Origin of the sequence: Parasphingomonas puruogangriensis (assembly GCF_036663635.1) — a bacterium.
Taxonomy (GTDB): domain Bacteria; phylum Pseudomonadota; class Alphaproteobacteria; order Sphingomonadales; family Sphingomonadaceae; genus Sphingomonas.
In genome coordinates this window covers 42,762-65,828 of the sequence record NZ_JAXOJI010000012.1, presented here as the reverse complement: position 1 = coordinate 65,828, position 23,067 = coordinate 42,762, and the positions used below count along the sequence as shown (strand labels likewise).

25 protein-coding genes are annotated in these 23,067 nt (G+C 65.3%); 13 read left to right on the top strand and 12 right to left on the bottom strand.

What is annotated here, in order from left to right; translation table 11 throughout:
* Positions 1–105 precede the first annotated feature (105 nt).
* Positions 106–849: a TlyA family RNA methyltransferase gene (locus U1739_RS20300; RefSeq protein ID WP_332710432.1), complete on the bottom strand. Its 744-nt coding sequence runs from the start codon at positions 847–849 to the stop codon at positions 106–108.
* A gap of 263 nt (positions 850–1,112) precedes the next feature.
* Here U1739_RS20300 and U1739_RS20295 point away from each other — a divergent pair, with 263 nt between their 5' ends.
* The gene (locus U1739_RS20295; RefSeq protein WP_332710431.1) at positions 1,113–1,784 is read left to right on the top strand and encodes an RBBP9/YdeN family alpha/beta hydrolase; all 672 of its coding nucleotides are present in this window, start codon (positions 1,113–1,115) and stop codon (positions 1,782–1,784) included.
* 17 nt (positions 1,785–1,801) lie between these two features.
* Here U1739_RS20295 and U1739_RS20290 read toward each other — a convergent pair whose 3' ends face one another.
* Positions 1,802–2,500, bottom strand: a complete 699-nt coding sequence (locus tag U1739_RS20290) for a LuxR C-terminal-related transcriptional regulator (protein WP_332710430.1) — start codon at positions 2,498–2,500, stop codon at positions 1,802–1,804.
* Complete coding sequence (dxs, locus tag U1739_RS20285) at positions 2,500–4,425, bottom strand: 1-deoxy-D-xylulose-5-phosphate synthase (protein WP_332710429.1); 1,926 nt, start codon at positions 4,423–4,425, stop codon at positions 2,500–2,502. Before dxs ends, U1739_RS20290 begins: the two co-directional genes overlap by 1 nt.
* Before the next feature lie 134 nt (positions 4,426–4,559).
* Between dxs and U1739_RS20280 the strand changes: the two genes are divergently transcribed.
* Positions 4,560–5,096, top strand: coding sequence for a GNAT family N-acetyltransferase (locus U1739_RS20280; protein ID WP_332710428.1), 537 nt, complete (start codon positions 4,560–4,562; stop codon positions 5,094–5,096).
* Here U1739_RS20280 and U1739_RS20275 read toward each other — a convergent pair.
* Both U1739_RS20275 and U1739_RS20270 read right to left on the bottom strand, forming a co-directional pair.
* Positions 5,093–5,560 carry a Fur family transcriptional regulator gene (locus U1739_RS20275; RefSeq protein ID WP_332710427.1) on the bottom strand — a complete coding sequence of 156 codons (468 nt, stop codon included), beginning with the start codon at positions 5,558–5,560 and terminating at the stop codon, positions 5,093–5,095. The genes U1739_RS20280 and U1739_RS20275 overlap by 4 nt on opposite strands.
* 136 nt (positions 5,561–5,696) lie before the next feature.
* Positions 5,697–6,089 carry a MerC domain-containing protein gene (locus U1739_RS20270; protein ID WP_332710426.1) on the bottom strand — a complete coding sequence of 131 codons (393 nt, stop codon included), beginning with the start codon at positions 6,087–6,089 and terminating at the stop codon, positions 5,697–5,699.
* Positions 6,090–6,256: 167 nt separating this feature from the next.
* Between U1739_RS20270 and U1739_RS20265 the strand changes: the two genes are divergently transcribed.
* From U1739_RS20265 to U1739_RS20245, 5 genes are all read left to right on the top strand, one after another.
* Positions 6,257–7,114: an alpha/beta hydrolase family protein gene (locus tag U1739_RS20265; RefSeq protein WP_332710425.1), complete on the top strand. Its 858-nt coding sequence runs from the start codon at positions 6,257–6,259 to the stop codon at positions 7,112–7,114.
* Positions 7,115–7,123: 9 nt separating this feature from the next.
* Positions 7,124–8,164: a COX15/CtaA family protein gene (locus U1739_RS20260; RefSeq protein WP_332710424.1), complete on the top strand. Its 1,041-nt coding sequence runs from the start codon at positions 7,124–7,126 to the stop codon at positions 8,162–8,164.
* A gap of 241 nt (positions 8,165–8,405) precedes the next feature.
* The gene (rplM, locus tag U1739_RS20255) at positions 8,406–8,885 is read left to right on the top strand and encodes a 50S ribosomal protein L13 (RefSeq protein ID WP_261292930.1); all 480 of its coding nucleotides are present in this window, start codon (positions 8,406–8,408) and stop codon (positions 8,883–8,885) included.
* On the top strand, positions 8,885–9,442 hold the full coding sequence (gene rpsI, locus U1739_RS20250) for a 30S ribosomal protein S9 (RefSeq protein WP_332710423.1): 558 nt from the start codon (positions 8,885–8,887) through the stop codon (positions 9,440–9,442). The genes rplM and rpsI overlap by 1 nt, the downstream gene beginning before the upstream one ends.
* A gap of 172 nt (positions 9,443–9,614) precedes the next feature.
* The gene (locus U1739_RS20245; RefSeq protein ID WP_332710422.1) at positions 9,615–10,091 is read left to right on the top strand and encodes a hypothetical protein; all 477 of its coding nucleotides are present in this window, start codon (positions 9,615–9,617) and stop codon (positions 10,089–10,091) included.
* A 16-nt stretch (positions 10,092–10,107) separates the two neighbouring features.
* Here U1739_RS20245 and U1739_RS20240 read toward each other — a convergent pair whose 3' ends face one another.
* The 5 genes from U1739_RS20240 to U1739_RS20220 all read right to left on the bottom strand — a co-directional run bounded on the left by U1739_RS20240 (position 10,108) and on the right by U1739_RS20220 (position 15,585).
* A complete protein-coding gene (locus U1739_RS20240) occupies positions 10,108–10,878 on the bottom strand; it encodes a metallophosphoesterase family protein (protein ID WP_332710421.1) in 771 nt (256 codons plus the stop codon).
* Positions 10,875–11,708 carry a diacylglycerol/lipid kinase family protein gene (locus tag U1739_RS20235; protein WP_332710420.1) on the bottom strand — a complete coding sequence of 278 codons (834 nt, stop codon included), beginning with the start codon at positions 11,706–11,708 and terminating at the stop codon, positions 10,875–10,877. The genes U1739_RS20240 and U1739_RS20235 overlap by 4 nt, the downstream gene beginning before the upstream one ends.
* Positions 11,705–12,436 carry a DUF922 domain-containing protein gene (locus tag U1739_RS20230; RefSeq protein ID WP_332710419.1) on the bottom strand — a complete coding sequence of 244 codons (732 nt, stop codon included), beginning with the start codon at positions 12,434–12,436 and terminating at the stop codon, positions 11,705–11,707. Before U1739_RS20230 ends, U1739_RS20235 begins: the two co-directional genes overlap by 4 nt.
* The gene (locus tag U1739_RS20225) at positions 12,421–13,104 is read right to left on the bottom strand and encodes a Fe2+-dependent dioxygenase (protein WP_332710418.1); all 684 of its coding nucleotides are present in this window, start codon (positions 13,102–13,104) and stop codon (positions 12,421–12,423) included. The genes U1739_RS20230 and U1739_RS20225 overlap by 16 nt, the downstream gene beginning before the upstream one ends.
* Before the next feature lie 75 nt (positions 13,105–13,179).
* A complete protein-coding gene (locus U1739_RS20220; protein ID WP_332710445.1) occupies positions 13,180–15,585 on the bottom strand; it encodes a TonB-dependent receptor in 2,406 nt (801 codons plus the stop codon).
* 214 nt (positions 15,586–15,799) lie between these two features.
* Here U1739_RS20220 and U1739_RS20215 point away from each other — a divergent pair, with 214 nt between their 5' ends.
* The 5 genes from U1739_RS20215 (at position 15,800) to U1739_RS20195 (ending at position 20,436) form a co-directional block, all read left to right on the top strand.
* Positions 15,800–16,252, top strand: coding sequence for a MarR family winged helix-turn-helix transcriptional regulator (locus tag U1739_RS20215; protein ID WP_332710417.1), 453 nt, complete (start codon positions 15,800–15,802; stop codon positions 16,250–16,252).
* Positions 16,245–17,312, top strand: coding sequence for an HlyD family secretion protein (locus tag U1739_RS20210; protein ID WP_332710416.1), 1,068 nt, complete (start codon positions 16,245–16,247; stop codon positions 17,310–17,312). Before U1739_RS20215 ends, U1739_RS20210 begins: the two co-directional genes overlap by 8 nt.
* A complete protein-coding gene (locus tag U1739_RS20205) occupies positions 17,299–18,918 on the top strand; it encodes a DHA2 family efflux MFS transporter permease subunit (RefSeq protein ID WP_332710415.1) in 1,620 nt (539 codons plus the stop codon). Before U1739_RS20210 ends, U1739_RS20205 begins: the two co-directional genes overlap by 14 nt.
* Positions 18,919–19,151: 233 nt before the next feature.
* Positions 19,152–20,162 carry an aldo/keto reductase gene (locus tag U1739_RS20200; RefSeq protein WP_332710414.1) on the top strand — a complete coding sequence of 337 codons (1,011 nt, stop codon included), beginning with the start codon at positions 19,152–19,154 and terminating at the stop codon, positions 20,160–20,162.
* Between the two features lies 1 nt (position 20,163).
* Positions 20,164–20,436, top strand: a complete 273-nt coding sequence (locus U1739_RS20195) for a hypothetical protein (RefSeq protein ID WP_332710413.1) — start codon at positions 20,164–20,166, stop codon at positions 20,434–20,436.
* 116 nt (positions 20,437–20,552) lie between these two features.
* On the opposite strand, the gene U1739_RS20190 is transcribed toward U1739_RS20195, so the two are convergent.
* Positions 20,553–20,702: a hypothetical protein gene (locus tag U1739_RS20190; protein ID WP_332710412.1), complete on the bottom strand. Its 150-nt coding sequence runs from the start codon at positions 20,700–20,702 to the stop codon at positions 20,553–20,555.
* Positions 20,703–20,758: 56 nt separating this feature from the next.
* Between U1739_RS20190 and U1739_RS20185 the strand changes: the two genes are divergently transcribed.
* Complete coding sequence (locus U1739_RS20185; protein ID WP_332710411.1) at positions 20,759–21,613, top strand: winged helix-turn-helix domain-containing protein; 855 nt, start codon at positions 20,759–20,761, stop codon at positions 21,611–21,613.
* A 361-nt stretch (positions 21,614–21,974) separates the two neighbouring features.
* On the opposite strand, the gene U1739_RS20180 is transcribed toward U1739_RS20185, so the two are convergent.
* On the bottom strand, positions 21,975–22,994 hold the full coding sequence (locus U1739_RS20180) for a D-cysteine desulfhydrase family protein (protein WP_332710410.1): 1,020 nt from the start codon (positions 22,992–22,994) through the stop codon (positions 21,975–21,977).
* Between the last annotated feature and the right edge of the window lie 73 nt (positions 22,995–23,067).

Below are 23,067 nucleotides of genomic sequence, written 5' to 3'. Positions count from 1 at the left end.
ATGCACCGCACGGCCTGCGCAATTATGACCCCGGACGGTCGGTATCAAATTAAGCTGGCTTATGTGGCGCAAAATTTACCGGGCGGCGACCGAAAACGGGAATGCTCAGCTTGCCGCGGTCTTGCTTGCAGCAATGAGGAACTCGATATTGCCTTCCGGGCCGGTGATCGGACTCTGCTCGATGCCTTCGACCTCCCATCCGGCCGACGCCAGCCAATCCGCCACTTCGGCACAGACGCGCCGATGGATCGCCGTATCGCGCACCACCCCGCCCTTGCCAACTTCCTCGCGCCCGGCCTCGAATTGCGGCTTGATCAGCGCCATCAGCCGCGCGCCCGGCCGGGCAAAGTCTAGCGGCACCGCGAGCACCTTTGCCAGGCCGATGAAGCTCGCATCGCACACCACCAGATCGACGGGTTCGGGGATGTGCGCCGCGGTCAGGACCCGGGCGCTGGTTTGCTCGTGCACCACGACACGCTCATCCTGTCGGAGCTTCCATGCCAGCTGATTGGTGCCGCTATCGACGGCATAGATGCGCGTTGCGCCGCGCGACAGCAGGACGTCGGTAAATCCGCCGGTCGAGGACCCGACATCGATCGCCACCGCACCGCCGACCTCCCAGCCGAAATGATCCAGCCCATGCGCCAGCTTGATCCCGCCGCGCGACACCCAGGGGTGGTCGCGGCCCTTCACGTCGAGCGTGACATCGTCCGCCACGGTCTGCCCGGGCTTGTCGATCTTGCGGGTAGCGGCAAAGACCAGCCCCGCCATGATCAAGGCCTGCGCCCGCGTGCGGCTTTCCGCCAGTCCCCGTTCCACCAGCAGTTGATCGATCCGGATTTTCGTCATCTATTCCTCGATTCGCGGGGACCCTAGCCGCACGGTGCGCGCGATGCACCCTGGCCGAGCACGCCAAACCCGGCCTCATCTGCGCCCAACAGCAGACAACATTCGGGCCACTTTCCGACTGGCGCACCGCGCCTTCCATTCAGCGCAAAGGCTATTGCCCATCAGATTAGTAGGAATAGCTTTGTGCGTGGAAGGCGCGACCATGCGGGTCCCCTAGAGCCAGATGGCCGCGTCTTCCGCCTAGCTCGATAGGAGCCAAGAACATGGGAATTTTTTCACCGTTCGATCCGGCCCAGCCAACGATCCTCACCGTCCCCGGGCTTGGCGGTTCGGGACCATCGCATTGGCAGACCCTGTGGGAAAGCGCGCGGCCCGATACGGTGCGTGTCGAACTGGGGATGTGGCACACGCCGCACCGCAACGCCTGGGTGACCAAGCTGGATCAAGCGATCCGCCAGGCGCAGGCCCCGGTTATTCTCGCGGCGCACAGCCTTGGTTGCCTCGCGGTCGCCTGGTGGGCGGAGCTGACACGCCAGCCTTATGGCTGGCCGGTCGCCGGGGCCTTGCTCGTCGCCCCTGCGGATGTCGATCGCTGCTCCGCGCAAGACGAGCTCAAGGCATTCGGGCCGACGCCGACCACCCCCCTGCCCTTCCCGTCGATCGTCGTCGCCAGCCAGGACGACCCGTGGATCGACATCGACCGCGCGCACAGCCTGGCGGTTGGCTGGGGCAGCCATTTCATCAACGCCGGTGCGCAGGGGCATCTCAACGCCGCCAGCGGCATCGGCTGGTGGAGCGAGGGCCAGGAATTGCTCGACCGCGTCATCGCCGCCGCCAGCGACGGCAAGGGTCGCGTCCGCCAACCGAGCGACGCGCGATCGATCCTGGCGATCAACGGCACCGACGCGGCACAAGAGCATTATCTGGGTCGCTAAGCGACTTGGTCAGCGCATCATCGAACGCCGAAGCGCACCACCACAGCCTCCGCGGGCGCGCCTGTTTCCGCATCAACGAAATTCCAGAAGCGGCCGCCATTGATGCCGATGGCATAGGAGCGACCCGGCGCTGCGATGCAATCGAGCGTGAAGGTCTTGCCCTCGGCGGATTGGCGCGGCTTGGCGGCACAGTCGGGATAGGTGCCGGCATCTACCGTGACGAACGAATAGCTCCCGACCCGCATCGGGCGATCGAAGGTGACGCGGAACGTGAACGGGCCGGCGGCCACCTTAGTGCCCTCCCCCGGCCGAACTTTAACAACTGTCGGTCGTGCCGGGGCGGACGGGGTGGCTGCGTTGAGGGCTAGGGCAGCGAGCACGCCGCCGCTGAGGACGAAAGACGTCATCACGATCATTCCTTTGGTGATCCCGCCGGCGGCAGGCCGGATCGGGTGCCCGCTGGATGACGCCGCTGTCGGCCCGGGTACCACCCCAATTTTGTCGTCACGATTTTCTGGGGCTGCGCCGCGCAGCAACCGCGCCAGTTCACGGCTGCTGCCCACGCCCGTCTTGCGCCGCGCCTCGCGCAATCGTTCGTTCACGGCCGGGACCGACGCGCCCATTTCCGCCGCGATGCTTTTCGCGGTATGTCCCTCAGCCAACAGCAGCAAGATCGATCTCTCCGTATCCGACAGACACGTTAGATCGACCTGCATCAGGCCCGCGCGCCCTCGATCACACCCGTCGCATTATGCCTTAGCGCTTTCAGCACCGTCTCAACGATGCCGTCCGCGTCCAGCCCGGCGGCGGCATATTGTAGATCCGGCTTGTCCTGGTCTTGGAACGTATCGGGCAAGCGCATGGTACGGATCTTGAGCCCGCCGTCGGTCAATCCCTCGTCGGACGCCAGGGTCAGAACATGCGCACCGAGGCCGCCGACCGAGCCCTCCTCGATCGTCACCGCCACTTCGTGCGTGGTGAGCAGGCGGCGGATGAGTGCTTCGTCGAGTGGTTTGACGAAGCGCAGATCGGCGACCGTGGTGCTCAGACCCTTGGCGTCGAGCGCGTCGGCGGCCTTGAGCGCTTCGGCCAGACGCGTGCCGAGCGACAGGATGGCGACCTTCTTACCCTCGCGCACGACGCGACCCTTGCCGATCTCGAGCCGCTGCGGCACGTCCGGCAAATCGATGCCGATGCCGTTACCACGCGGATAGCGCACCGCGATCGGGCCGCTATCGTGCAGCACGCAAGTATGCGTCATATGCACCAGTTCCGCCTCGTCTGCCGCCGCCATGACGACGAAATTGGGCAAGGTGGCCAGATAGGTGACATCGAACGACCCCGCATGAGTCGCGCCATCGGCACCGACCAGCCCGGCGCGATCGATGGCGAAGCGCACGGGCAGGTTCTGGATCGCCACGTCGTGCACGACCTGGTCGTACGCCCGCTGCAGGAAGGTCGAATAGATCGCGCAGAACGGGCGCATGCCTTGCGCGGCGAGCCCGGCGGCAAAGGTCACCGCATGTTGCTCGGCAATGCCGACATCGAAGAAGCGCTCGGGATAATTCTTGGCAAACGCATCAAGCCCGGTGCCCGAGGGCATGGCCGCGGTGATCGCCACGATGCGCTCGTCGGTCGCAGCTTCCTTAACCAATTGCGCGCCGAACACGTTCTGATATTGCGGCGGCCCCGGCGGCGCCTTGGCCTGCGTGCCGGTGATCACGTCGAACGTCTGCACGCCGTGATATTTGTCCGCCGCGGCCTCGGCCGGGGCATAGCCCTTGCCCTTCTTGGTCACGACATGGATCAGCACCGGGCCTTCCTTGGCGTCGCGGACATTCTCCAGCACCGGGATCAGATGCTCGAGATTATGGCCGTCGATCGGGCCGACATAATAGAAGCCGAGTTCCTCGAACAAGGTGCCGCCGGTGGCCATGCCACGGGCAAACTCCTCGGCCTTGGCGGCCGCGCTATGGACGCGTTTGGACAGTTTCCGCGCGACCTTCTTGGCCAGGCTCCGGAAGCCCATATATTCCGAGCTCGACACCATCCGCGCGAGATAGGCCGACAGCCCACCGACCGGCGGAGCGATCGACATGTCATTGTCGTTGAGAATGACGATCAGCCGGTTGCCCGCTGCCTCGGCATTGTTCATCGCCTCATAGGCCATGCCGGCCGACATCGCCCCGTCGCCGATCACGGCAATGCCCTTGCCCGGCGTGCCGGCCAGCTTGTTGGCCACGGCAAAGCCCAGAGAGGCCGAGATCGAGGTCGACGAATGCGCCGCGCCGAACGGATCATATTCGCTTTCGCTGCGCTTGGTGAAGCCGGACAGGCCGCCGCCAGTGCGCAAGGTGCGGATGCGGCTGCGCCGCCCGGTGAGAATCTTGTGCGGGTAGCATTGGTGGCCAACGTCCCACACGAGCTTGTCGTTGGGCGTATCGAACACATAATGGATCGCCACGGTCAGTTCGACCACGCCAAGACCCGATCCCAGATGGCCGCCGGTAACCCCGACCGCGGATATCGTCTCCGCGCGAAGCTCGTCGGCAAGCTGGCGAAGTTGGGCGGGGGCAAGCTTGCGCAGGTCCGCGGGCGTATCGACCGTATCGAGCAACGGCGTTTGGGTAACGTCAGACATTGATGGGGTTTAGACGAGCGCGAAACGCCTGTCGATTGCGCTGGATCATCGCCGCTCATTCTTGATCCGAATTGCAGCAAAGCTGGCCACTGCGCCACCTTGACGGCAGGGGTCCCCCCTGCGGAAAAGGTGGCATGACCGCACTCATCCACCGGCTCGCCACGCCCGCCGACATTCCCGCCATTGCGGCGCTGATGGAGCGCGCGATCGACTCGCTGCAGCGCGATTTCCTCTCGCCCGCCGAAGTCGCCGCCAGCCGACTCAGCATGGGGCTCGACACGCAATTGATCGAGGACGGGAACTATTTTCTTGTCGAGGCCGCCGGCCAGCTGGCCGGTTGCGGCGGCTGGAGCCGACGCGCGACGCTCTACGGCGGCAATCACAGCGCCGCGCTGCGAGACGATCGGCTGCTCGATCCGGCACATGAACCGGCGCGAATCCGCGCGATGTACACCGATCCGGCCTTCGTGCGGCGCGGCGTCGGCCGGCTGATCCTGTCACTGGCCGAAGCCGCGGCGCGCGCCGCCGGGTTTAGCCGGGCGGAAATGATGGCCACGCTGGCCGGCGAGCCGCTCTATTTGGCCTGTGGCTATGCGCCGATCGAGCGGGTCGAGAAAATGTCGCAGGAAGGCGCCCCGGTACCGGGCGTCCGCATGGGCAAGGCGCTTTAGGCTGCGGCGTCGCACTCCGCGCAGGTGCCGCGCACTTCGATCACCGGCCGCACCGGCGAGAAACCGGTCGCGGACGCGGCGGAGCGGACGCCCTTGGTGATCACGTCGTCATCGATATGCACCGTCGTCCCGCACGAATCGCACACCAGGAAGATGCAGTCGTGCAGGCAATCGGGATGCGCGTTGGCGACATAGGCGTTAGCGCTCTCCACCTTGCGCGCCAGGTTCGATGCGACGAACAGATCGAGGATGCGGTACACGCTGTTGGCAGCGACGCGGCGGCCCTCCGACTTGGACACCGCTTCGGCGATATCATAGGCCGAGGCCGGTTTCTCGAACCCGGCCAGCGCCTTGTAGATCTGCGCGCGCATCGCGGTCCATTGCTCGCCGGATTTCTCCAACGTGGCCTGCGCTGCGGTGGCGAGATCGGCGCCGGAAGGTTCGTGATGATGATGCAAAGCCATCGATATAAGGTAAGCCTTGGTAAGGTGTGGGGCAAGCGCCGCAACAGCTCCCCCGCGAACGCGGGGGTCCAGTGTCACGAGCGGAGCGCCCGATAACCCTGGGCTCCTGCGTGCGCAGGAGCACTACATTCGACTATCAGTAGGTGGCGCGACGGTTCAGATCATGGCCCAACGCGAGCAGACCGACCCCGACCAAAGTCCAGATCGTCTCCAGCCCGCTGCCATCGTGCGGCAACGACATCGCGCCCGCCATGATGCCAAGCCCGAGCGCACCGACCGAGGCCGGCATCATATAGCCGTGCGAGGCGATGCCGCGACCAAGCGCAATGATACCGAAGCCGATCGCAATCGTCAGCCCGATTTCGTGAAAGATCGGATTGAGCAGCATCCCGCCCGCGGTCGACAGCAACGCCAGCAACACCGCGCTGGTCAGGCAGTGCACCATGCACAGGCCGGAAAGCCCGATCGCCAGGCGATCGGCATGCGACTCGATCCAGCCGAGCGGGGTGGTGCGGAACTGCGTCGTCATCGTGGCCGCTATATGCCACTGGCAGCCGCGGGTTACAATATATCATGTGATGATTTTTCGTGCGGGTTTCGCGAAAGCCAATGAGGCTGCCTCGCCACCAGCAGGATCGCGCTTTCGTAAGAACGACCGGGGGGATAATGTCACCGCTACCTTGCCGAGGACAAACGATGCGCTCCACCCTGCCCCTGTTTGCCGCCCTCCTTGCCACCCCGGCGGCGCTGCCGGCGCAACACACACCGGCGGCGATCTACGCGGACCCGGCCCCAGACACGGCGCATCCTGCCGGCATGACCGTGCTGCACGTGCCGAGCGGTGGCGTCGAGATCAACGGCATCGCCTATCGGCCGAGCGGCGCGGGGCCGCATCCGGTGGCGATCATTGCGCACGGCCTGCCCGGCAACGAGAAGAATCTCGATCTGGCGCAAGCGCTGCGCCGCGCCGGCTGGATCGCGGTGACGTTCAACTATCGCGGCTCGTGGGGCAGCCCGGGCACGTTCCGCTTCGCCCACAATCCCGACGACGCGGCAGCGGTGATTGCCTGGGTGCGCAAGAATGCCGCCAGCACCGGTGCCGATCCGGCGCGGATCGCGATTATCGGGCACAGCATGGGCGGCTGGGTCGCGGCCAAGACGATCGCGCGCGATCCCCGATTGCTGGGCGCCGCGCTGATCTCCGCCGCCGATATCGGTACGATCGGCACGCAGACCCGCGCGGCAGTGCTGGACCTGATGACCGACAATCGCGAGACACTGGCCGCCACGGCAGCGGAGATGGCCGACGAGGTGATCGCCCACCAGGCCGATTTCGCGCTGAAGGCCGATGCGCCCGCGCTGGCCAAGGCCCGATTGCTGGTGCTGACCTCGGACGACGGGCTGGCCCCGGGTATGGACGCGCTCGTCGCCACGGTCCGCCAGGCTGGCGGCAGTCAAGTGAAGACCCGGCACGTCGCCACCGATCACGGCTGGTCGGATCATCGCATCGCGCTGCAAGCGGCCATCATGGACTGGTTGGCGACGCTCAAGTAGAGACGCGACATGCTTCAGGCCACCACCCCCGCCGACACCGCCCGCCCGCGCGCCATCTCCCTCTGGCTGTTCGTCGTCGCCGCCATGATCCTGGCGATCGTCGCGGTCGGCGGGATCACGCGACTGACCGAATCCGGGCTGTCGATCACCGAGTGGAAGCCGATCAGCGGCATCATCCCGCCGCTCAACGACGCGCAGTGGCAGGCCGAGTTCGCCGCCTACCAGCAGATCCCTGAATATACCCAGATCAACAGCGGGATGACGCTGGCCGGGTTCAAGGCGATCTTCTTCTGGGAATATCTGCACCGCGTGCTCGCGCGGGTGATCGGGCTGGTGTTCGCGCTGCCGCTCTTATGGTTCGCGCTGCGGCGGCAGATTCCGCGCGGCTATGGCTGGCGGCTGGTGGCGATCTTGGCGCTGGGCGCGCTGCAGGGCGCGATCGGCTGGTGGATGGTCAAATCGGGGCTTAGCGAGCGGACCGATGTCAGCCACCTCCGGCTTGCCACGCATCTGACCACCGCGTTGGTGACGCTCGCCGGCACGGTGTGGACCGCGCTCGACCTGCGCGCGCTTCACCGTGACCGCGCCGCGCGGCCGGCCGGGCTCCGCGCCGTCGCGACCCTCGCCCTGCTCGTCCTGTTCGTGCAGATCATCCTGGGCGCGTTCACCGCCGGGCTCGACGCCGGCTATGCCTTTTCGAGCTGGCCGCTGATGGGGGATGCGTGGTTCCCGGCGGGTGGTTGGCATGATGGCTGGTCGGTCACGCGCAACGCAATCGACAATCCGATCGTCGTGCAGTTCGTCCACCGCTGGACCGCGTTCGCCGCGGCGGCGGCGGTGATCTGGCTGGCGGTGCGATCGTCGCGGGTCGGCAGCAAGGGGCCGGGCCATGCGATCATTACTTTGGTGGTGCTGCAGATCGTGCTCGGCATCGCCACGCTGATGACCGGCGTGCAGATCGCGGTTGCCGTGGCGCACCAGGTGAATGCGGCGCTGCTGCTGATCGCGGTGACGGTGGCGGCGCATCAGGTGGGCCATCACAACCGCTAACTCCGTCATCCCCGCGAAAGCGGGGATCCCGCTTCTCCTACTTCTGCAGTACGCCGGCGCAAAGGCAGCGTCATCCCCGCTTTCGCGGGGATGACGGGAGGTGAGAACGCCATGGTATCATAATACCCGTCAGCAAACCCGCGCAAAGCTTGACTTCGCAGCCCCCCGCGATCATTAGCACGGTCATTCGCGCCGCCCGGCAACTGGCGGCGCGTTATCGTTTAACACTGGAAGGTCTGCCATGAAGGCGCTGATGAAGACCACCAAGTCGGCCAAGCCGTACGAGGTGGAGAAGAAATGGCATATTATCGATGCCGATGGGCTGGTCGTCGGCCGCATGGCCTCGATCGTCGCGAACATCCTGCGCGGCAAGCACAAGCCGAGCTACACCCCGCACGTCGATTGCGGTGACAATGTCATCATCATCAACGCCGACAAGGTTCGGTTCACGGGCAACAAGCTCAAGGACAAGATCTATTATCGCCACACCGGCTATCCGGGCGGCATCAAGGGCGTGGCCGCGGGCAAGATCCTCGAGGGACGCTTCCCCGAGCGGATCATCGAAAAGGCGATCGAGCGGATGATCCCGCGCGGTCCTTTGGGTCGTGACCAGATGCGCAACCTGCGCGTCTTCGCCGGCACCGAGCATCCGCACGAAGCCCAGGACCCGCAGGTCCTCGACATCGGCAGCATGAACCGCAAGAACAAGGTGGGCGCATAATGTCCGACAACCGCCAGTCGCTTTCCGACCTCGCCGGCCTGACCAACCAGGAGCCGGCCACGCAGAATAACGGCGTCAGCACGCCGGTCCTCGCCGGTGACGAATACGCACCGTCGGCACCGGTGATCGAGCGCGAGCCAATGCCGCTGCGCGAGCAGATCATCGACAAGCAGGGCCGCGCCTATGCCACCGGTCGTCGTAAGGACGCGGTCGCTCGCGTGTGGATCAAGCCGGGTTCGGGCAAGATCACGGTCAATGGCCGCGATCAGGAAGTGTATTTCGCCCGCCCGACGCTGCGTCTGGTGATCAACCAGCCGTTCGGCATTGCCGAGCGTGACGGCGCGTACGACGTGATCTGCACCGTCAAGGGTGGTGGCCTTTCGGGCCAGGCCGGCGCGGTCAAGCATGGCATCAGCCAGGCGCTGACCAAGTATGAGCCGGTGCTGCGTGCTGCGGTCAAGGCCGCCGGGTTCCTGACCCGCGACAGCCGCACGGTCGAGCGTAAGAAGTACGGCAAGGCCAAGGCGCGCAAGAGCTTCCAGTTCTCGAAGCGCTAAAGTGCGGGCCGCCTTGGATTGCGCAAGCAATCCAAGGACTGGCCACGGCGGGCAGCGGAAACGACAAAGTCGTTTTCGTCTGACGGCGTGGCCTCCGCCAGGAGTTACGAAAGGGCGGTCCGGCAACGGGCCGCCTTTTTCGTTTTTAAGTCGCTTGCTATGATCGCTATCCATGGATCGGGTCACACGCGAAATTTCAGCCTTCCTCGATCGCATCGGGATCCCGGTGGTGCTGGAAGCGATCCCCGGCGATACCTTCCTCCCCGCCATGGCAATCCGGAATGGCGCGCTGATCGTCGATCTTGCGCGCCTAACCCATCCCGGCGACCTGTTGCATGAGGCGGGGCACATTGCCGTCACCGATCCGGCATTGCGACCGACCCTCAGCGAGGTGTCATCAGATGGCGGCGAGGAAATGGCGGCGATCGCCTGGTCCTATGCCGCGGCGCTGGCAATCGGGATCGATCCGCGGATCGTGTTTCACGATCATGGCTATGCGGGCGGCGGGGCGCATCTAGCCGAGCAGTTTGCGGCGGGCCATTATCTTGCTGTTCCGCTGCTGCAATGGTTCGGCATGGCGCGCGATGCCACGACCGCCGCAGCCGACGGCGTAGCAGCCTTCCCGCAGATGATAAGGTGGCTGCGCTAGCGACGCCAAGGCGGCCTCACGCCGGGGCGGTTTCCTTTGGCAGCACCACGTCCGCCTTGGGCCCGTAATTGCGCAGCACCACGTCGAACTGGCCGCTCTCGATACGGATCTCGTTGAACGACGGCGGCTGCGCGCGCGTGCGTTCCGAAAGCGTGCCGGCGCCGATCATGCGCATCTTGTGCCCACCGACTTCGTGCATGATGTCGAAGGCGTCGTGGACATGGCCGGTCATCACCGCCTTGGCCCCGGCCGCGGCCAGCGCGGCAAAAGCCTGCTCGCCGTGGCGCGTCTCGGACGTCGCCTGGGTGTCCGCCTCGATCAGCGGATGATGGCAGGCGACGAACACCAGCGCATCCTTGGGCGCGGCCTCGACCAAGGCCAGCGTCTGTTCCAGATTGCGGGTGGCGACATAGCCTTTCGACCAATCGAGCCGCCACTGGAAGCGTGCCGTGGTGACCAGCGGCACGATCACCACGCCGGGCAGATCGAGCGGCTTTTCCACCAGCCGTTCGACCTTGTGATAGCGATGATAAGGCCGCAGGAAGCGCCGCAGCGGATTGAACAGCGGCAGATCGTGATTGCCCACCTCCACCGTCACGGGCACGCCGAGCCGCTGCAACCAGGCCAGGCCAGCATCGAACTCAGCGCTCTTGGCGCGCATCGTCAGATCGCCGGTCATGATCACGGCGTCGGGCTGTTCGGCGTGAACCACTTCCTCGAACCAGGCCACGGCGTCGCGATTCTCCCGCCCGAAATGCACGTCGCTGACGTGGAACAGCCGGATCATGCAGCATCCTCTTTGGTGCGTATAAACATTTTGGCGGTGGTGCCGCCGGTGATCGTCACGGCGGGATCGAGCATTACCGGCTCGCCATCGAACAGGGCCAAAGTCGGCTTGCGTCCCGCCACGCGAAACGACGCGACATGCACCTGCGTCACCGCCGGCGAGGCGACCCAGTCGCCAGTCAGCCAGTCCCACCCCAACGACACGATCGAGCGCCATGCGCGCGCATCCACGCCGCGCAGATCGAGCTTGCCGTCGTCCGGCATGACGAAGATCGCCTGCTGGCGATGGCGCAGCCCCCGCACCCCCTCAAGCCGGATACCGCGGGTGAACGTCTTGGCCCAGGCATGGCGCATCGCCCGCAGCAGCCCACGCACCCGCCCCGCGCGCACCAATTCGCGCGCCCGCACCCAGCTTGCCGCCGGCCCCAGGATCACGCCGACCAGCCCGCGATGCGACCCCGCCTCGACGAACGGCAGCGTCACCGTCGCACCGCCGAGATGCGCGGCATGGATGATCGCGGCGGCGTCGGCATTGCCGTGCAGCGTCTTGGCAAGCAGGTTCATCGTCCCGCCGGGCAGGATCAGGATCGCCCCGCCCCACTCGGCCAGCGCACAGACCGCGGCATTGACCGTGCCGTCGCCGGCGAACAGCACGGCCGTATCCACGCCTGCGGCATCGAGCGCCGCGGGATCGGGCAAGGCATCCGCCGGAAAGGCCGTGCGCCCGACGAGCGACAGCCCGCGCTCGGCCAACACCGCCTCGATCGCGTCGCACTTGGTCGCGCTGGTCGATCCCGACGACGGATTGGTGATGAACCACACATTCTTCATTGCCCGCCGAACGCACGACTTGGGGGAAAGGTGCGCGGGGGCGAAACAATTGGTACACCAAAGAAGAGCGCTTTCCCCGGCGGAGGCCGGGGCCCAGTAGCGATGGTAGGAGTAACGACGCGCACCGCCATGTAATCGCGGTCTCCCGACTGGGCCCCGACCTTCGCCGGGGAAAGAGGTTCTGCATCGCGATCACCATGGTCCGTCGCACGATCGAAGGCGATGTCGCGCTGCTGGATCGCCGCCAGCGCCGCCTTGGCGGCAGCATCGGCCGTCGCACACGTTGCCGCCCTGATCGCCGCCAACACCTCCAGGCGCCCATCATAACCGAAGCGCAGGTGCGTCAGTTCATGCGCCTCGAGCCGCGCGATATAGGCGGCCCAGACCGTCCGAAGGCTTTCCGGTACTCCCGTCCAATCGGTCAGTCGCGGCAGAATCACGATCGCGCTGAACGAGATGCTGGCCTGGCGCAGCCGGCAACCCTTCTTGGTCAGCGGCCACGACCAGCGCAATTGCGTCCGCGTCAGCGCATCAACGCGCACACCATCGTTGGGGTCGGTCGGTCGCTGCTTGAGCAGCGCGGCGCGGATGGTCGATTGGTCGGTGCCGGCGACATCGTAATAGGCCACCGTCACGCTGGGTATCGCGTCGAACGCCGTCGTCTCCGCGGGCGCCGCGTCGGCAACTAACGCCAGCGCCGCGGCCGCGCGCTTCAGACCTCGGCCCATCGCCGCAGCAGATTGTGATACACGCCGGTCAGTTGCACCACCGCGGCATCGCCCTGCCCTTGCGCCAGCGCGACGCGCTGCACCGCCGAATCGAGATCGAACAGGATGCGACGGGCGCCATCGTCGCGCACCATCGATTGGATCCAGAAGAACGAGGCGGTCCGCGTGCCGCGCGTCACCGGCTCGACGCGGTGCAGGCTGGAGGCTGGATAAAGCAGCAAATGCCCCGCGGGCAGCTTGATCGATTGCACGCCGAACGTATCCTCGATCACCAGCTCGCCGCCATCGTAACTCTCCGGCGGCTCGAGGAACAACGTCGCCGAGAGATCGCTGCGGATGCGGAAATCGCTGCCGCGCTGCAGGCGGATGGAATTGTCGATATGCGTGCCGAACGCCTGCCCCCCGGCATAGCGGTTGAACAACGGCGGGAACACTTTTGCCGGCAAGGCGGCGGCGACGAACAAAGGCGAGCGGCCGATCGCCTCGAGCACCATATTGCCCGCCGCGCGCGCCTCCGGGCTTTCCTCGGGCAATTGTTCGTTGCGCTTGGCCAGTGCGCTCTGCGCGCCCGAGGTGACATTGCCATCGACCCAATCGGCGCCATCGATGATCGCGCGCAACCGCGTCACCGCGGCCGCATCCAGCACGTCGGGAATGGCGGTCAGCATTTATGAAGCTTCCGAGTCATGGTATCAGTGTGGCGCGATCGGACGACGCATGCCAGCCCGATCGCGCTGGTTTGGTCAGAAGCTGTAGTACAAGCTGAACACCGCCGAGCGATCTTCACCCGGCACTGCCCAGCCATTGTTGCGGATGCCGGTGAAGTAGCGGGTGTTGGTGAGGTTCTGCACGTTGACCTGCGCGGTCAGGCCCGGCGTCACCGGATAGGACAGGAAGGCGCGGTGCGTCAGATAGTCGTCGGTGCGGAATATCGGAGTCAGCGCCGTGGTTGGCGCCAGCGGCGTCGCCAGCGCACTGTTATTGAGCGTGAAGCTGCCCTGATAGGTCAGGCCATAGCCGATCTGCAGGCCGAAGGGCAAAGTGTAGGTGGTGAACAAGCTGCCTGAATGCCGCGGCGTGTTGTTCAGTCGTTGCCCGGCCTGCGGATCGGGAATGGCGGCCGAGTTGCCGCACGGATTGGTCACGGGCGATGTCGCGCGTGGTCCGGGATTGGCCAGGCAATAGTTCGACACGCTCTGCAATATCTCGCCGTCGAGATAGGTGTAGTTGGCGAAAATGCTCCATGCCTTGGTGATGTTGCCGCTCGCGCCAAGCGCGACGCCATCGACGCGCGAGCGACCGTCGGTCACCGGCAGCGTCGCCACGATCGGGTCGTTGGTGGCGACGCGATAATTGGTGCGATCGTTGCGGAACACCGCGGCGGTCAGCTGCAGCTTGCGGCCGAACAGATCGGCCTTGGCGCCGATCTCGTAATTGACCGCCTTTTCCGGCTGCACGTCGCACGGATCGAGCGACCCAGAGGGCGCGGTGACCAGCGTACCGCAGCCCAAGCGCACCGTGGCCGAGGTCGGCGTGGTCGAATTGCCATAGGCGGCGTACAGGCTCACCGTCTCCACTGGCTTGAAGTTCAGCCCAAAGCGATACGAGAACAGCTTTTCGTCGCTGAACTGATCGGACCCACGGGTATAGGTGCCGAGCGTCGCACCGACCGTGGTCGCATACGTATCGGCGCGGAACCGGCCCTTGGCATGTTCGTAACGCAAGCCGACGCTGGCTTCGAGCTGCGGCACGATCTTGATCGTATCGAACAGATAGGCCGCAATATTGCTGCTGTCGCCCTGCGACTGGCCCGACCGGATGAAGTTGACCGGCCCGCTATAGGTGGTGTCGGCATCGCCGATGTTGATCGGCGCCGCAACCACCGAAACGCCGGTCGCGGTGCGCAGCAGGTTGCCGGTTTCGATACGATAGTCTTCCTGCGCCAGCGACACGCCGACCACCAGCGTGTGCTCCATCCCGGCCGTGTCGAACACGGCGCGCAGATCTGTCTGGTTGTAAAGCAGTTGATTTTCCTGATTGCGAACGAAGCCGCGCGGGCCATTGCCCAGGAAAAAGCCCGGCTGCACCGTCACGACGAACGGCGCCGCGGTCGTCGCGGCCCGCAGCACGCCATCATATAGCACCGGCGAGGTAAACGACGCCGTGCACGCCGCGCCGGCCGGCGTGCGATTGTTGGCCAAGCAGAACACCCCCTGCGGCGCACTGGTGGTCGAATCCTGGCCGACACGCTGCCACCGGGTCAGATTACGGATCGACACCTTGTCGCTGAATGCGTGCGTGAAGCGGACGGTCGCCTGATCGACCACACTGTCCTGCTTATCGAGATTGGCGATGCCGTAATAATTGCTGTCATCGACGCCGGGCAGCGGCCCGCCATAAGTGGCGTTTACGTAAAACGGCACGCCGTAAACCGGGATATTGTCGTCCTTCTGGTGCAGATACTGCAGCACCAGGTTGGTCGGGCTGTCCACGCCAATGGTCAGCGACGGCGCCACAGCCCAGCGCTTATTCTGTTCGACGTCGCGGCCGGGCACGTCGTTGCGATGATACACGCCGTTGAGGCGCACCGCGACGAGGTCGCTGACGCGCACATTGCTGTCGACCGTCGCGCGATAATAATCGTCCGTGCCGACACCGGCTTGGACGATCGTCAGATTCTCCCGCTGCGGCACCTTGGTGACGAGATTGATCGTCCCGCCGACCGAGCCGGCCCCGCCAAACACGCTGTTCGCGCCGTTATACACTTCGATCTGCTGCAGGTTGAACGTTTCACTGCGGCTATATTGCGCGCTGTCGCGTACGCCATCGATGGTGATGTCGTTATTGGCCGAATAGCCGCGCAGGTTGATGCTGTCGCCATAACCGCCGCCGCCTTCGCCCGCGCCGAAGGTGATGCCCGGAATGGTCTGCAGTGCATCGCGCAGCGTCAGCAGGTTCTGCTTGCGGATCGTCTGGTCGCCGATGACCGTGATGGTCTGCGGCGTATCGAGCAGCGGGCGGGTCGCCTTGGGGCTTTCGACTGATTTCTCGCGCGCACCGTTGACGATGATCTCGTCGCGCTCATGCGCCGGGTCCTCGGCCGCCACCGTCGGGCCGTCCGATGGCGCCGCCATGGCCGGTGCGGTCATGAAGGCGCCGACACAGGACAGTGCCAGGAAGGCCGGTGCCGTCGCTGTACGACGGCTGATAGTGTCGGTGCGCAATGGAATTCCCCCTCTAGTCTCGCGCTGCCGGCTATTGCGAGTCAGTCTCATTGTCAACGCTATTGAGACTAACTCGCAGATTGGTCGCAGAATATACCCAAATGTTGCTGATGCGTTGCCAAACCTGAGCATGCTTACTATGTGCCCGGCAATGGAAAATATCGGCTTCCTGATCAGCGATGTATCGCGCCTGATGCGGCGCCGGTTCGACGAGCGCGCCCGGCTGATCGGCGTTACGCGCGCGCAGTGGCGCGTGCTGACCACGCTCAGCCGGGTCGAGGGCATCAACCAGGGCGGCCTGGCCGAGCGGCTGGAGGTCGAACCGATCACCTTGTGCCGCATGATCGATCGGCTCGAGGAAGCCGGCCATGTCGAGCGGCGGCGCGATCCCGCCGATCGCCGCGCGTGGCGCATCTTCCTGACCGATAAGTCGCGGCCCTTGCTCGACCAGCTTCACGCCATCGCCGACGATCTGTTCGTCGATGCGCTGGACGGGATCGACGCACCGACGCGCACCTTGTTCTCGGATACGCTGCAGCACATCCGCCAAAACCTCACCGCAATCGATACTAGCGAGGCCGACCATGGCTGATGCCGACCCCCAGAAGACGCTGATCGCCGAGCCGATGGTGGCGCCCGACCCCGCTCCCAATCGCCGTTGGGGCCGCACCGCGCTGATGCTCAGCGTGCCGCTACTGGTCATCGCCGTCGCCGCCTATCTGTGGTTCACCGCGGGTCGCTTCGTCTCCACCGACAATGCCTATGTGTCGCAGGACAAGGTGTCGGTATCATCCGACGTTGCCGGCCGTATCGTCCAGGTAGCGGTGCGCGAGAACGAGACGGTCAAGGCGGGCGACCTGCTGTTCCGCATCGATCCCGATCCCTATCGCATCGCCGTGCAACAGGCGGATGCGGCGATTGCCAATGCCCGGGTCGATATCGGCGCGCTGCAGTCGAGCTATCAGGGCAAGGGCGCGGATATCCAGGCCGCGCAGGATCAGATCCTCGCCGCCAAGCAGGATTATGACCGCCAGACCGCGCTGATGAAGCAGGGCTTTACCACCCGCGCGCGGCTGGAACAGGCCGAGCATAGCCTGCAACAGGCGCGCGCGGCGCTGGGCAATGCGCAGGCGGGCGAGGCCGAAGCGCGCGCGAAGCTCGCCACTGGCGGCAGCACCGTGTCGCCGGCGATCGCCGCGGCGCAGGTGCAGCGCGCCAAGGCCGCGCTCGATCTCACCCGCACCGCCGTCTATGCGCCTTATGGCGGCACGATCAGCCAGTCGGATCGGCTGCAGGTCGGGCAGATGATGGTCACGGGGCTGCCGGCGGTGTCGATCGTCAAGAGCAACCGCTCCTGGGTCGAGGCCAATTTCAAGGAAACCGATCTCAACCAGATGCGCGTCGGACAGCCGGCCGAAGTGACGTTCGACGCCTATAAGGGCCTCAAGCTCAAGGGCCATGTCCAGTCGATCGGCGCGGGCACGGGCTCGGAATTCTCCGTGCTACCGGCACAGAACGCGACCGGCAATTGGGTCAAGGTAACGCAGCGTGTGCCGGTGCGCATCGCCATCGACGAGGCATCGCCCCGCCCGCTGATCGCCGGCCTCTCCGCCGACGTGACGATCGACGTGCGCGATCATGGCAAGCGCTAATACCGCGGACGGCGTCGATCCGCTCGCCGAGATCGAATCGACCGAAGCGGCGGCGCCGGCCGAGGAGCGCGCCGCGCTCCACACCAGCAATCGCCCATTGCTTACCATCGGCGTGATGGCCGCGACGATCATGCAGATCCTCGATTCCACGATCGCCAACGTCGCATTGCCGCACATGCAGGCTTCGCTCAGCGCCACCGCCGACACCATCACCTGGGTGCTGACCAGCTATATCGTCGCCTCCGCCGTGGCCATTCCGATGACCGGCTGGCTGTCCGATCGGATCGGCAGCCGCAACCTGTTCCTCTATGCCGTGGTCGGCTTCGTGCTCGCCTCGATGCTCTGTGGTCTCGCCACCAACCTGCCCGAGATGGTGCTGTTCCGCGTGCTGCAGGGCATCGCCGCCGCGTTCATGAACCCGCTCAGCCAGACGGTGATGATGGATATCAACCCGCCCTCCAAACAGGCCGGGGCGATGTCGATCTGGGGCATGGGGGTGATGGTCGGGCCGATCCTGGGGCCGGTGATCGGCGGCTGGCTGACCGACAATTACGATTGGCGCTGGTGCTTCTACGTCAACGTGCCGGTGGGAATCGTGACCTTCGCGATCCTGTGGACCTTGCTGCCGTCGCGCGAGATCCGCTTGCGCCAGTTCGATCTGTTCGGTTTCGCGATGCTGGCCATCGCCATCAGCGTGTTCCAGCTGATGCTGGATCGCGGCCAGACCAACGACTGGTTCGATTCATGGGAAGTGCGCATCGAAGGTATGATCGCATTGTGCGCGGCGTGGATGTTCGGCGTGCATCTGTTCACCGGCAAGAACCCGATGTTCGAGCGCAGCCTGTTCGCCAATCGCAACCTGGCGACGGGCATCGGCTTCATGATCGTGATCGGCGTGCTGATGACTGCCTCGCTCGCCCTGCTGCCGCCGATGCTGCAGAGCCTGTTCGGCTATCCGGTGCTGGAGACCGGTATCCTGTTGATGCCGCGCGGCATCGGCATCGTCGCCAGCATGGCGGTGGCGGGGCGGCTGATGAAGCAGGGCTTCGATCCGCGCATCCTGGTCGGCACCGGGCTGCTGATCTGCACCTATTCGCTGTGGGACATGACCGGCTGGACGATCGAAATGGGCTCCACGCCGTTCATCGTCACCGGGCTGGTGCAGGGTATCGGGCTGGGAATGATCTTCATTCCGCTGAACATCATGGCGTTCGGCACGCTGCCGGCGCACCAGCGCACCGAAGGCGCCAGCCTGATGAACCTGTCGCGCAACATCGGCGGGTCGGTGGGCATTTCCGCGGTCACCGTGCTGCTCGCGCGCAACCTGCAGACCAACCACGCCGAACTGGGTAGCCATATTTCGGCGGCCGGCCTCACCGCGGCCGATCCGCTGGTCGGCTCGGCCTTTGGCAGCAGCGCCGATGCGGCGCTGGCCATGGCCGATCAGATCGTCAATCAGCAAGCGGCGATGATCGCCTATCTCGACGACTTCAAGTTCATGATGATCCTGACCATGGCGGCGATCCCATTGGTATTGCTGCTCAAACGGCCCAAGCCGCCGGCCCAGGGCGAGAAGGTCGAGGCGCCGGCGGTGCATTTCGATTGAGTATCACCATTCGATCGAGCCACCGTTTCATCCTCCCCCGCCAGGGGGAGGTGGCGCCGAAGGCGACGGAGGGGGCGGTACACGGCGTCCTCTCCAACTGAGCGAACCGCTTACCTCCCCCTCCGTCAGGCTCCGCCTGACACCTCCCCCTGGCGGGGGAGGATTTTGATAGTCGCGCGGCCCCAGCGTCACCTCATCTTGCCGCTCCTGCCGCCAACCATTAGGCCACGCACATGACCATCCTCCCCACCCGCGCGCTCGGCCCCTACACGGTCTCGTCGATCGGCCTCGGCTGCATGAACCTCAACCACGCGTACGGCGTGCCCCCCGAGGAGGCGGAGGCGATTGCGCTGCTGCACCGCGCGGTCGATCTCGGCATCACGCTGTTCGATACCGCCGCGCTCTACGGCCTTGGCCACAACGAACGCCTCGTCGCCAAGGCGCTGCGGACCCGTAGCGAGCCGGTCACGCTCACCACCAAATGCGTGCTCGATTTCGTCGACGGCAAGCGCTCGCTGAACGGCGCGCCCGAGGCGATCGCCCGCACGGTCGAAGGCTCGCTCGATCGGCTCGGCGCCGATCATATCGCGCTCGTCTATCTTCACCGGCTCGACAAACGCGTGCCGATCGAGGATTCGGTCGGCGCGTTGGTGCAGCTCAAGGAAGCCGGCAAGATCGGTGCCATCGGCCTGTCGGAAATGTCCGCCGCGACGATCCGCCGCGCCCACGCCGTGCACCCGATCGCCGCGGTGCAGAGCGAATATTCGCCCGTCGTGCGCAATCCGGACGTCGCCGTGCTCGACACGTGCAAAGAGCTCGGCATCGCCTTCGTCGCCTTTTCCCCCGTCGCGCGCGGCCTGCTCGCCGGCGCGGTGCGCAAGGCAGAGTATGCGGAGCACGATATCCGCGCCCAGATGCCGCGCTTCACCGAGCCGAACCTGTCGCATAATCTGCAAGCGGTCGACGCCTATGACGCGCTCGCCGCCGCGTACGGCATGACGCCGGCCCAATTGTCGATCGCCTGGACGCTGGCCCAGGGCGAGCATGTCATTCCGATCCCCGGCACGCGCAGCATCCGCCATCTCGAGGAAGACGTTGCCGCGGCCACGATGACCTTGCCGGACGATGTGTTCACGAAGATCGACGCGATCTTTGCGCCCGGCGCGATCCGCGGCGCGCGCTATGCGGCAGCGATGCAGGCGCAGATCGATACCGAAACACTGGCCGGTGAGGAGCTTGCATAAGGTGGAGTTGGATATCCTGCTGCAGCATTATTTCGGCACCAGCGACCTGACCACGCTCGACGATGCCGGGTTCGAGCTCGGTGTGGAAAAGCTCGGCACGGCGTTCGGCACCGAGCGGGAGCCCGGCCGCCGCTTCGCGCTTTGGTCGCTGCTCCATGCGCTCGGCGACGCGCCCGATCCGGCGGTGGCGTTCAAGAACCCGGCCGAGCGGCGCGCGGCCGAGGAGTACGCCCATGCCGCCGATCGCGCCGCCTATCGCGGCGACCAGTCCTGAGCGACACGCTATCCTTGCCCCAGGCGCGGCGCATCGCGCTCGCCGCGCAGGGCTTCGGCCAGCCGCATCCGACGCGCGTCGATCAGGGCCAGATGCGCCGCACCGTCGAGCGGCTCTCACTGCACCAGATCGACAGCGTCAACGTCCTGTCCCGCGCGCATTACCTGCCCGCTTTCTCGCGCCTCGGCAGCTATGACCGAACCCTGCTCGACCGTGCCGCCTGGGGCCGCAAGAGCGAGCGCCGCCTGTTCGAATATTGGGCGCATGAAGCCTCCTTGCTGCCGCTCGATCTGCATCCGCTGCTGCGCTGCTGCGCTGGCGCATGGCGCGGGCCGATCGCGGCGACTATGGCTGGGCAGCGATGCGCCGCTACGCCAGCGAGGGCCGCGCCGAAGCGCAAGCGATCCTCGAGCGCATTCGCACGGACGGGCCGCTCGCCGCCTCCGATTTCGAGCACGGCAAGAGCAGCACCGGCTGGTGGGCCTGGGGCGAAACCAAGCGCGCGCTCGAATGGCTGTTCTGGGCCGGCCATATCACCACCGCGACCAGGCGACGCAGCTTCGAGCGCGTCTACGACCTGACCGAACGGGTGATCCCGCCGCACATCCTGGCGCTGCCGACGCCGTCGGAGGAGGATGCGCATCGTGCCTTGGTCGAGCGTGCCGCCACCGCGATGGGCGTGGCCACCGAAACCGACTTGCGCGATTACTTCCGCCTGGGCGTGGTCGAAACGCGCACGGCCATTACCGAACTGGTCGAGCACGGCATTTTGCTGCCGACGCGGATCACCGGCTGGCCTAAGACCGCCTATCTCCACCGCGACGCTCGCCGCCCGCGCCGCATCGAGGGGGCGGCCTTACTCGCCCCGTTCGACCCGCTGATCTGGGAACGCGACCGCGCCGAGCGCCTGTTCGGCTTCCATTACCGCATCGAAATCTATGTGCCGGCCGAAAAGCGCGTGCACGGCTATTACGTGCTGCCGTTGCTGCTCGACGATGCGCTGGTCGCCCGCGTCGATCTCAAGGCCGACCGCCAGAATGGTCGCCTGCTCGCCCAAAGCATCCATCTCGAGCCAAACGCGCCGCCGCAGACGCGCGAGCGGCTGGAGGGCGAACTGGAGAGGATGGCGGCGTGGCTGGAATTGGAGCGGGTGAAGGGAATCGCAACGCTGCTCTAACTAGTTGATTTTCCAATAGATGCTGCGCCGCAGCAAAATTTGTGGCCCCTCATGATGGCCCCACTCCCTTTTCGTAGATCGGGTTTGAAGCACAAACGCGGAAACGCTTTGGAGGCCTGCCGTCGGTAGCCGCTGCGGCATCGAACCTCTTCCAGATACGCATGTGTCCCATATTTTTCTAGCCAACCTAATACCTCCAGAAGTTAGCCGGCTTGGCATTGATCGGCAGTATCTGTGGGGACCCGATAGGCAGCTTTTGGTCTGAAGACCCAATTGTGGCCGCTCAGCCCGCCCTCACCGCGCCCTAAGTTCGGACATTCGTTCAGGTGAGACGCTCGATGTTGTCTAAGGGTCAGCGGGACTAATCGCACCGAAATGCCGGCTCGTATGCGAATAGGCCTGGCAAGCCGCCGGTCATTACGAACAACACTGGTTCCTCATTGCGCCACCTACCTTCCCGGATGGCAGCAATGAGGCCCGCAAAAGCCTTTCCGCCATAGACCGGATCGAGCAGCAGGCCTTCCGACCGGGCAGCCAGTCGTACCGCTTCGAACATCGCGTCGGTCGGCACGCCGTACCCCTCGCCGAGTTGGCCGTCCGTCACGACGATGTCGCCTTCGACGAACTCTCTAGCCGGATCGATGAGCGCCAGGGTCCGCACGGCAAGTTCGGTGGTGACTGCCCGCGCCTTTTCGATTGGGGCAAGGACGGTGAACGATTCAATCCGGCAGGGCTCGTCTCCGGCCGCCTTCATCCCCGCGGCCAAGCCGGCGTGCGTGCCAGAGCTACCGTTCGGCACGATGATCCGATTGAAGCGAAGCCCGAGTTCCTGCTCCTGAGCCATTATCTCCTCTGCGCACACAGCGTAGCCAAGGCAGCCGAGCGGCGAAGAGCCACCAGAGCCGACGACATAGGCGCGGCGCCCCTCGGCGAAAAGGTCCACAGCACGCTCCTGAGCGACGACTAAAGCATCAACATCGGCTGGTCGTCGAAGGACGGTTGAGCCGAACAGATCATCGAGCAGCACATTGCCATTGCGCCGGTAGGCTTCGTCGTCGCGCGCAACGGTATCGGTTAGGATCAGCTCGCAAGAGAGCCCGGCGCACGCTGCGGCGGCCGCGCTTAATCGGGCATGGTTCGATTGTCGCGCGCCTGTGGTGATGAACGTATCGCAGCCTTGGTCCAGCGCCTCGCCGATCAGGAACTCCAGTTTCCTGAGCTTGTTGCCGCCCCCACCGATGCCCATGAGGTCGTCGCGCTTAACGTAGATCGGAGGGCAGCCCCCGCAGCCGAGTGCCTGTTCCAGTCTGGTCAAGCGCTGGATCGGCGTGCGCCCCTCCAGCAGGTTAAATCGAGGTCGTTTTTCAAGCTGAATTAGCATCGATCGTTCCGGTCCCGCGGTAGCGGTCTCTGGTGGCAGTTCCGGGCAACGTCGTCACGCTCAAGACTCATCG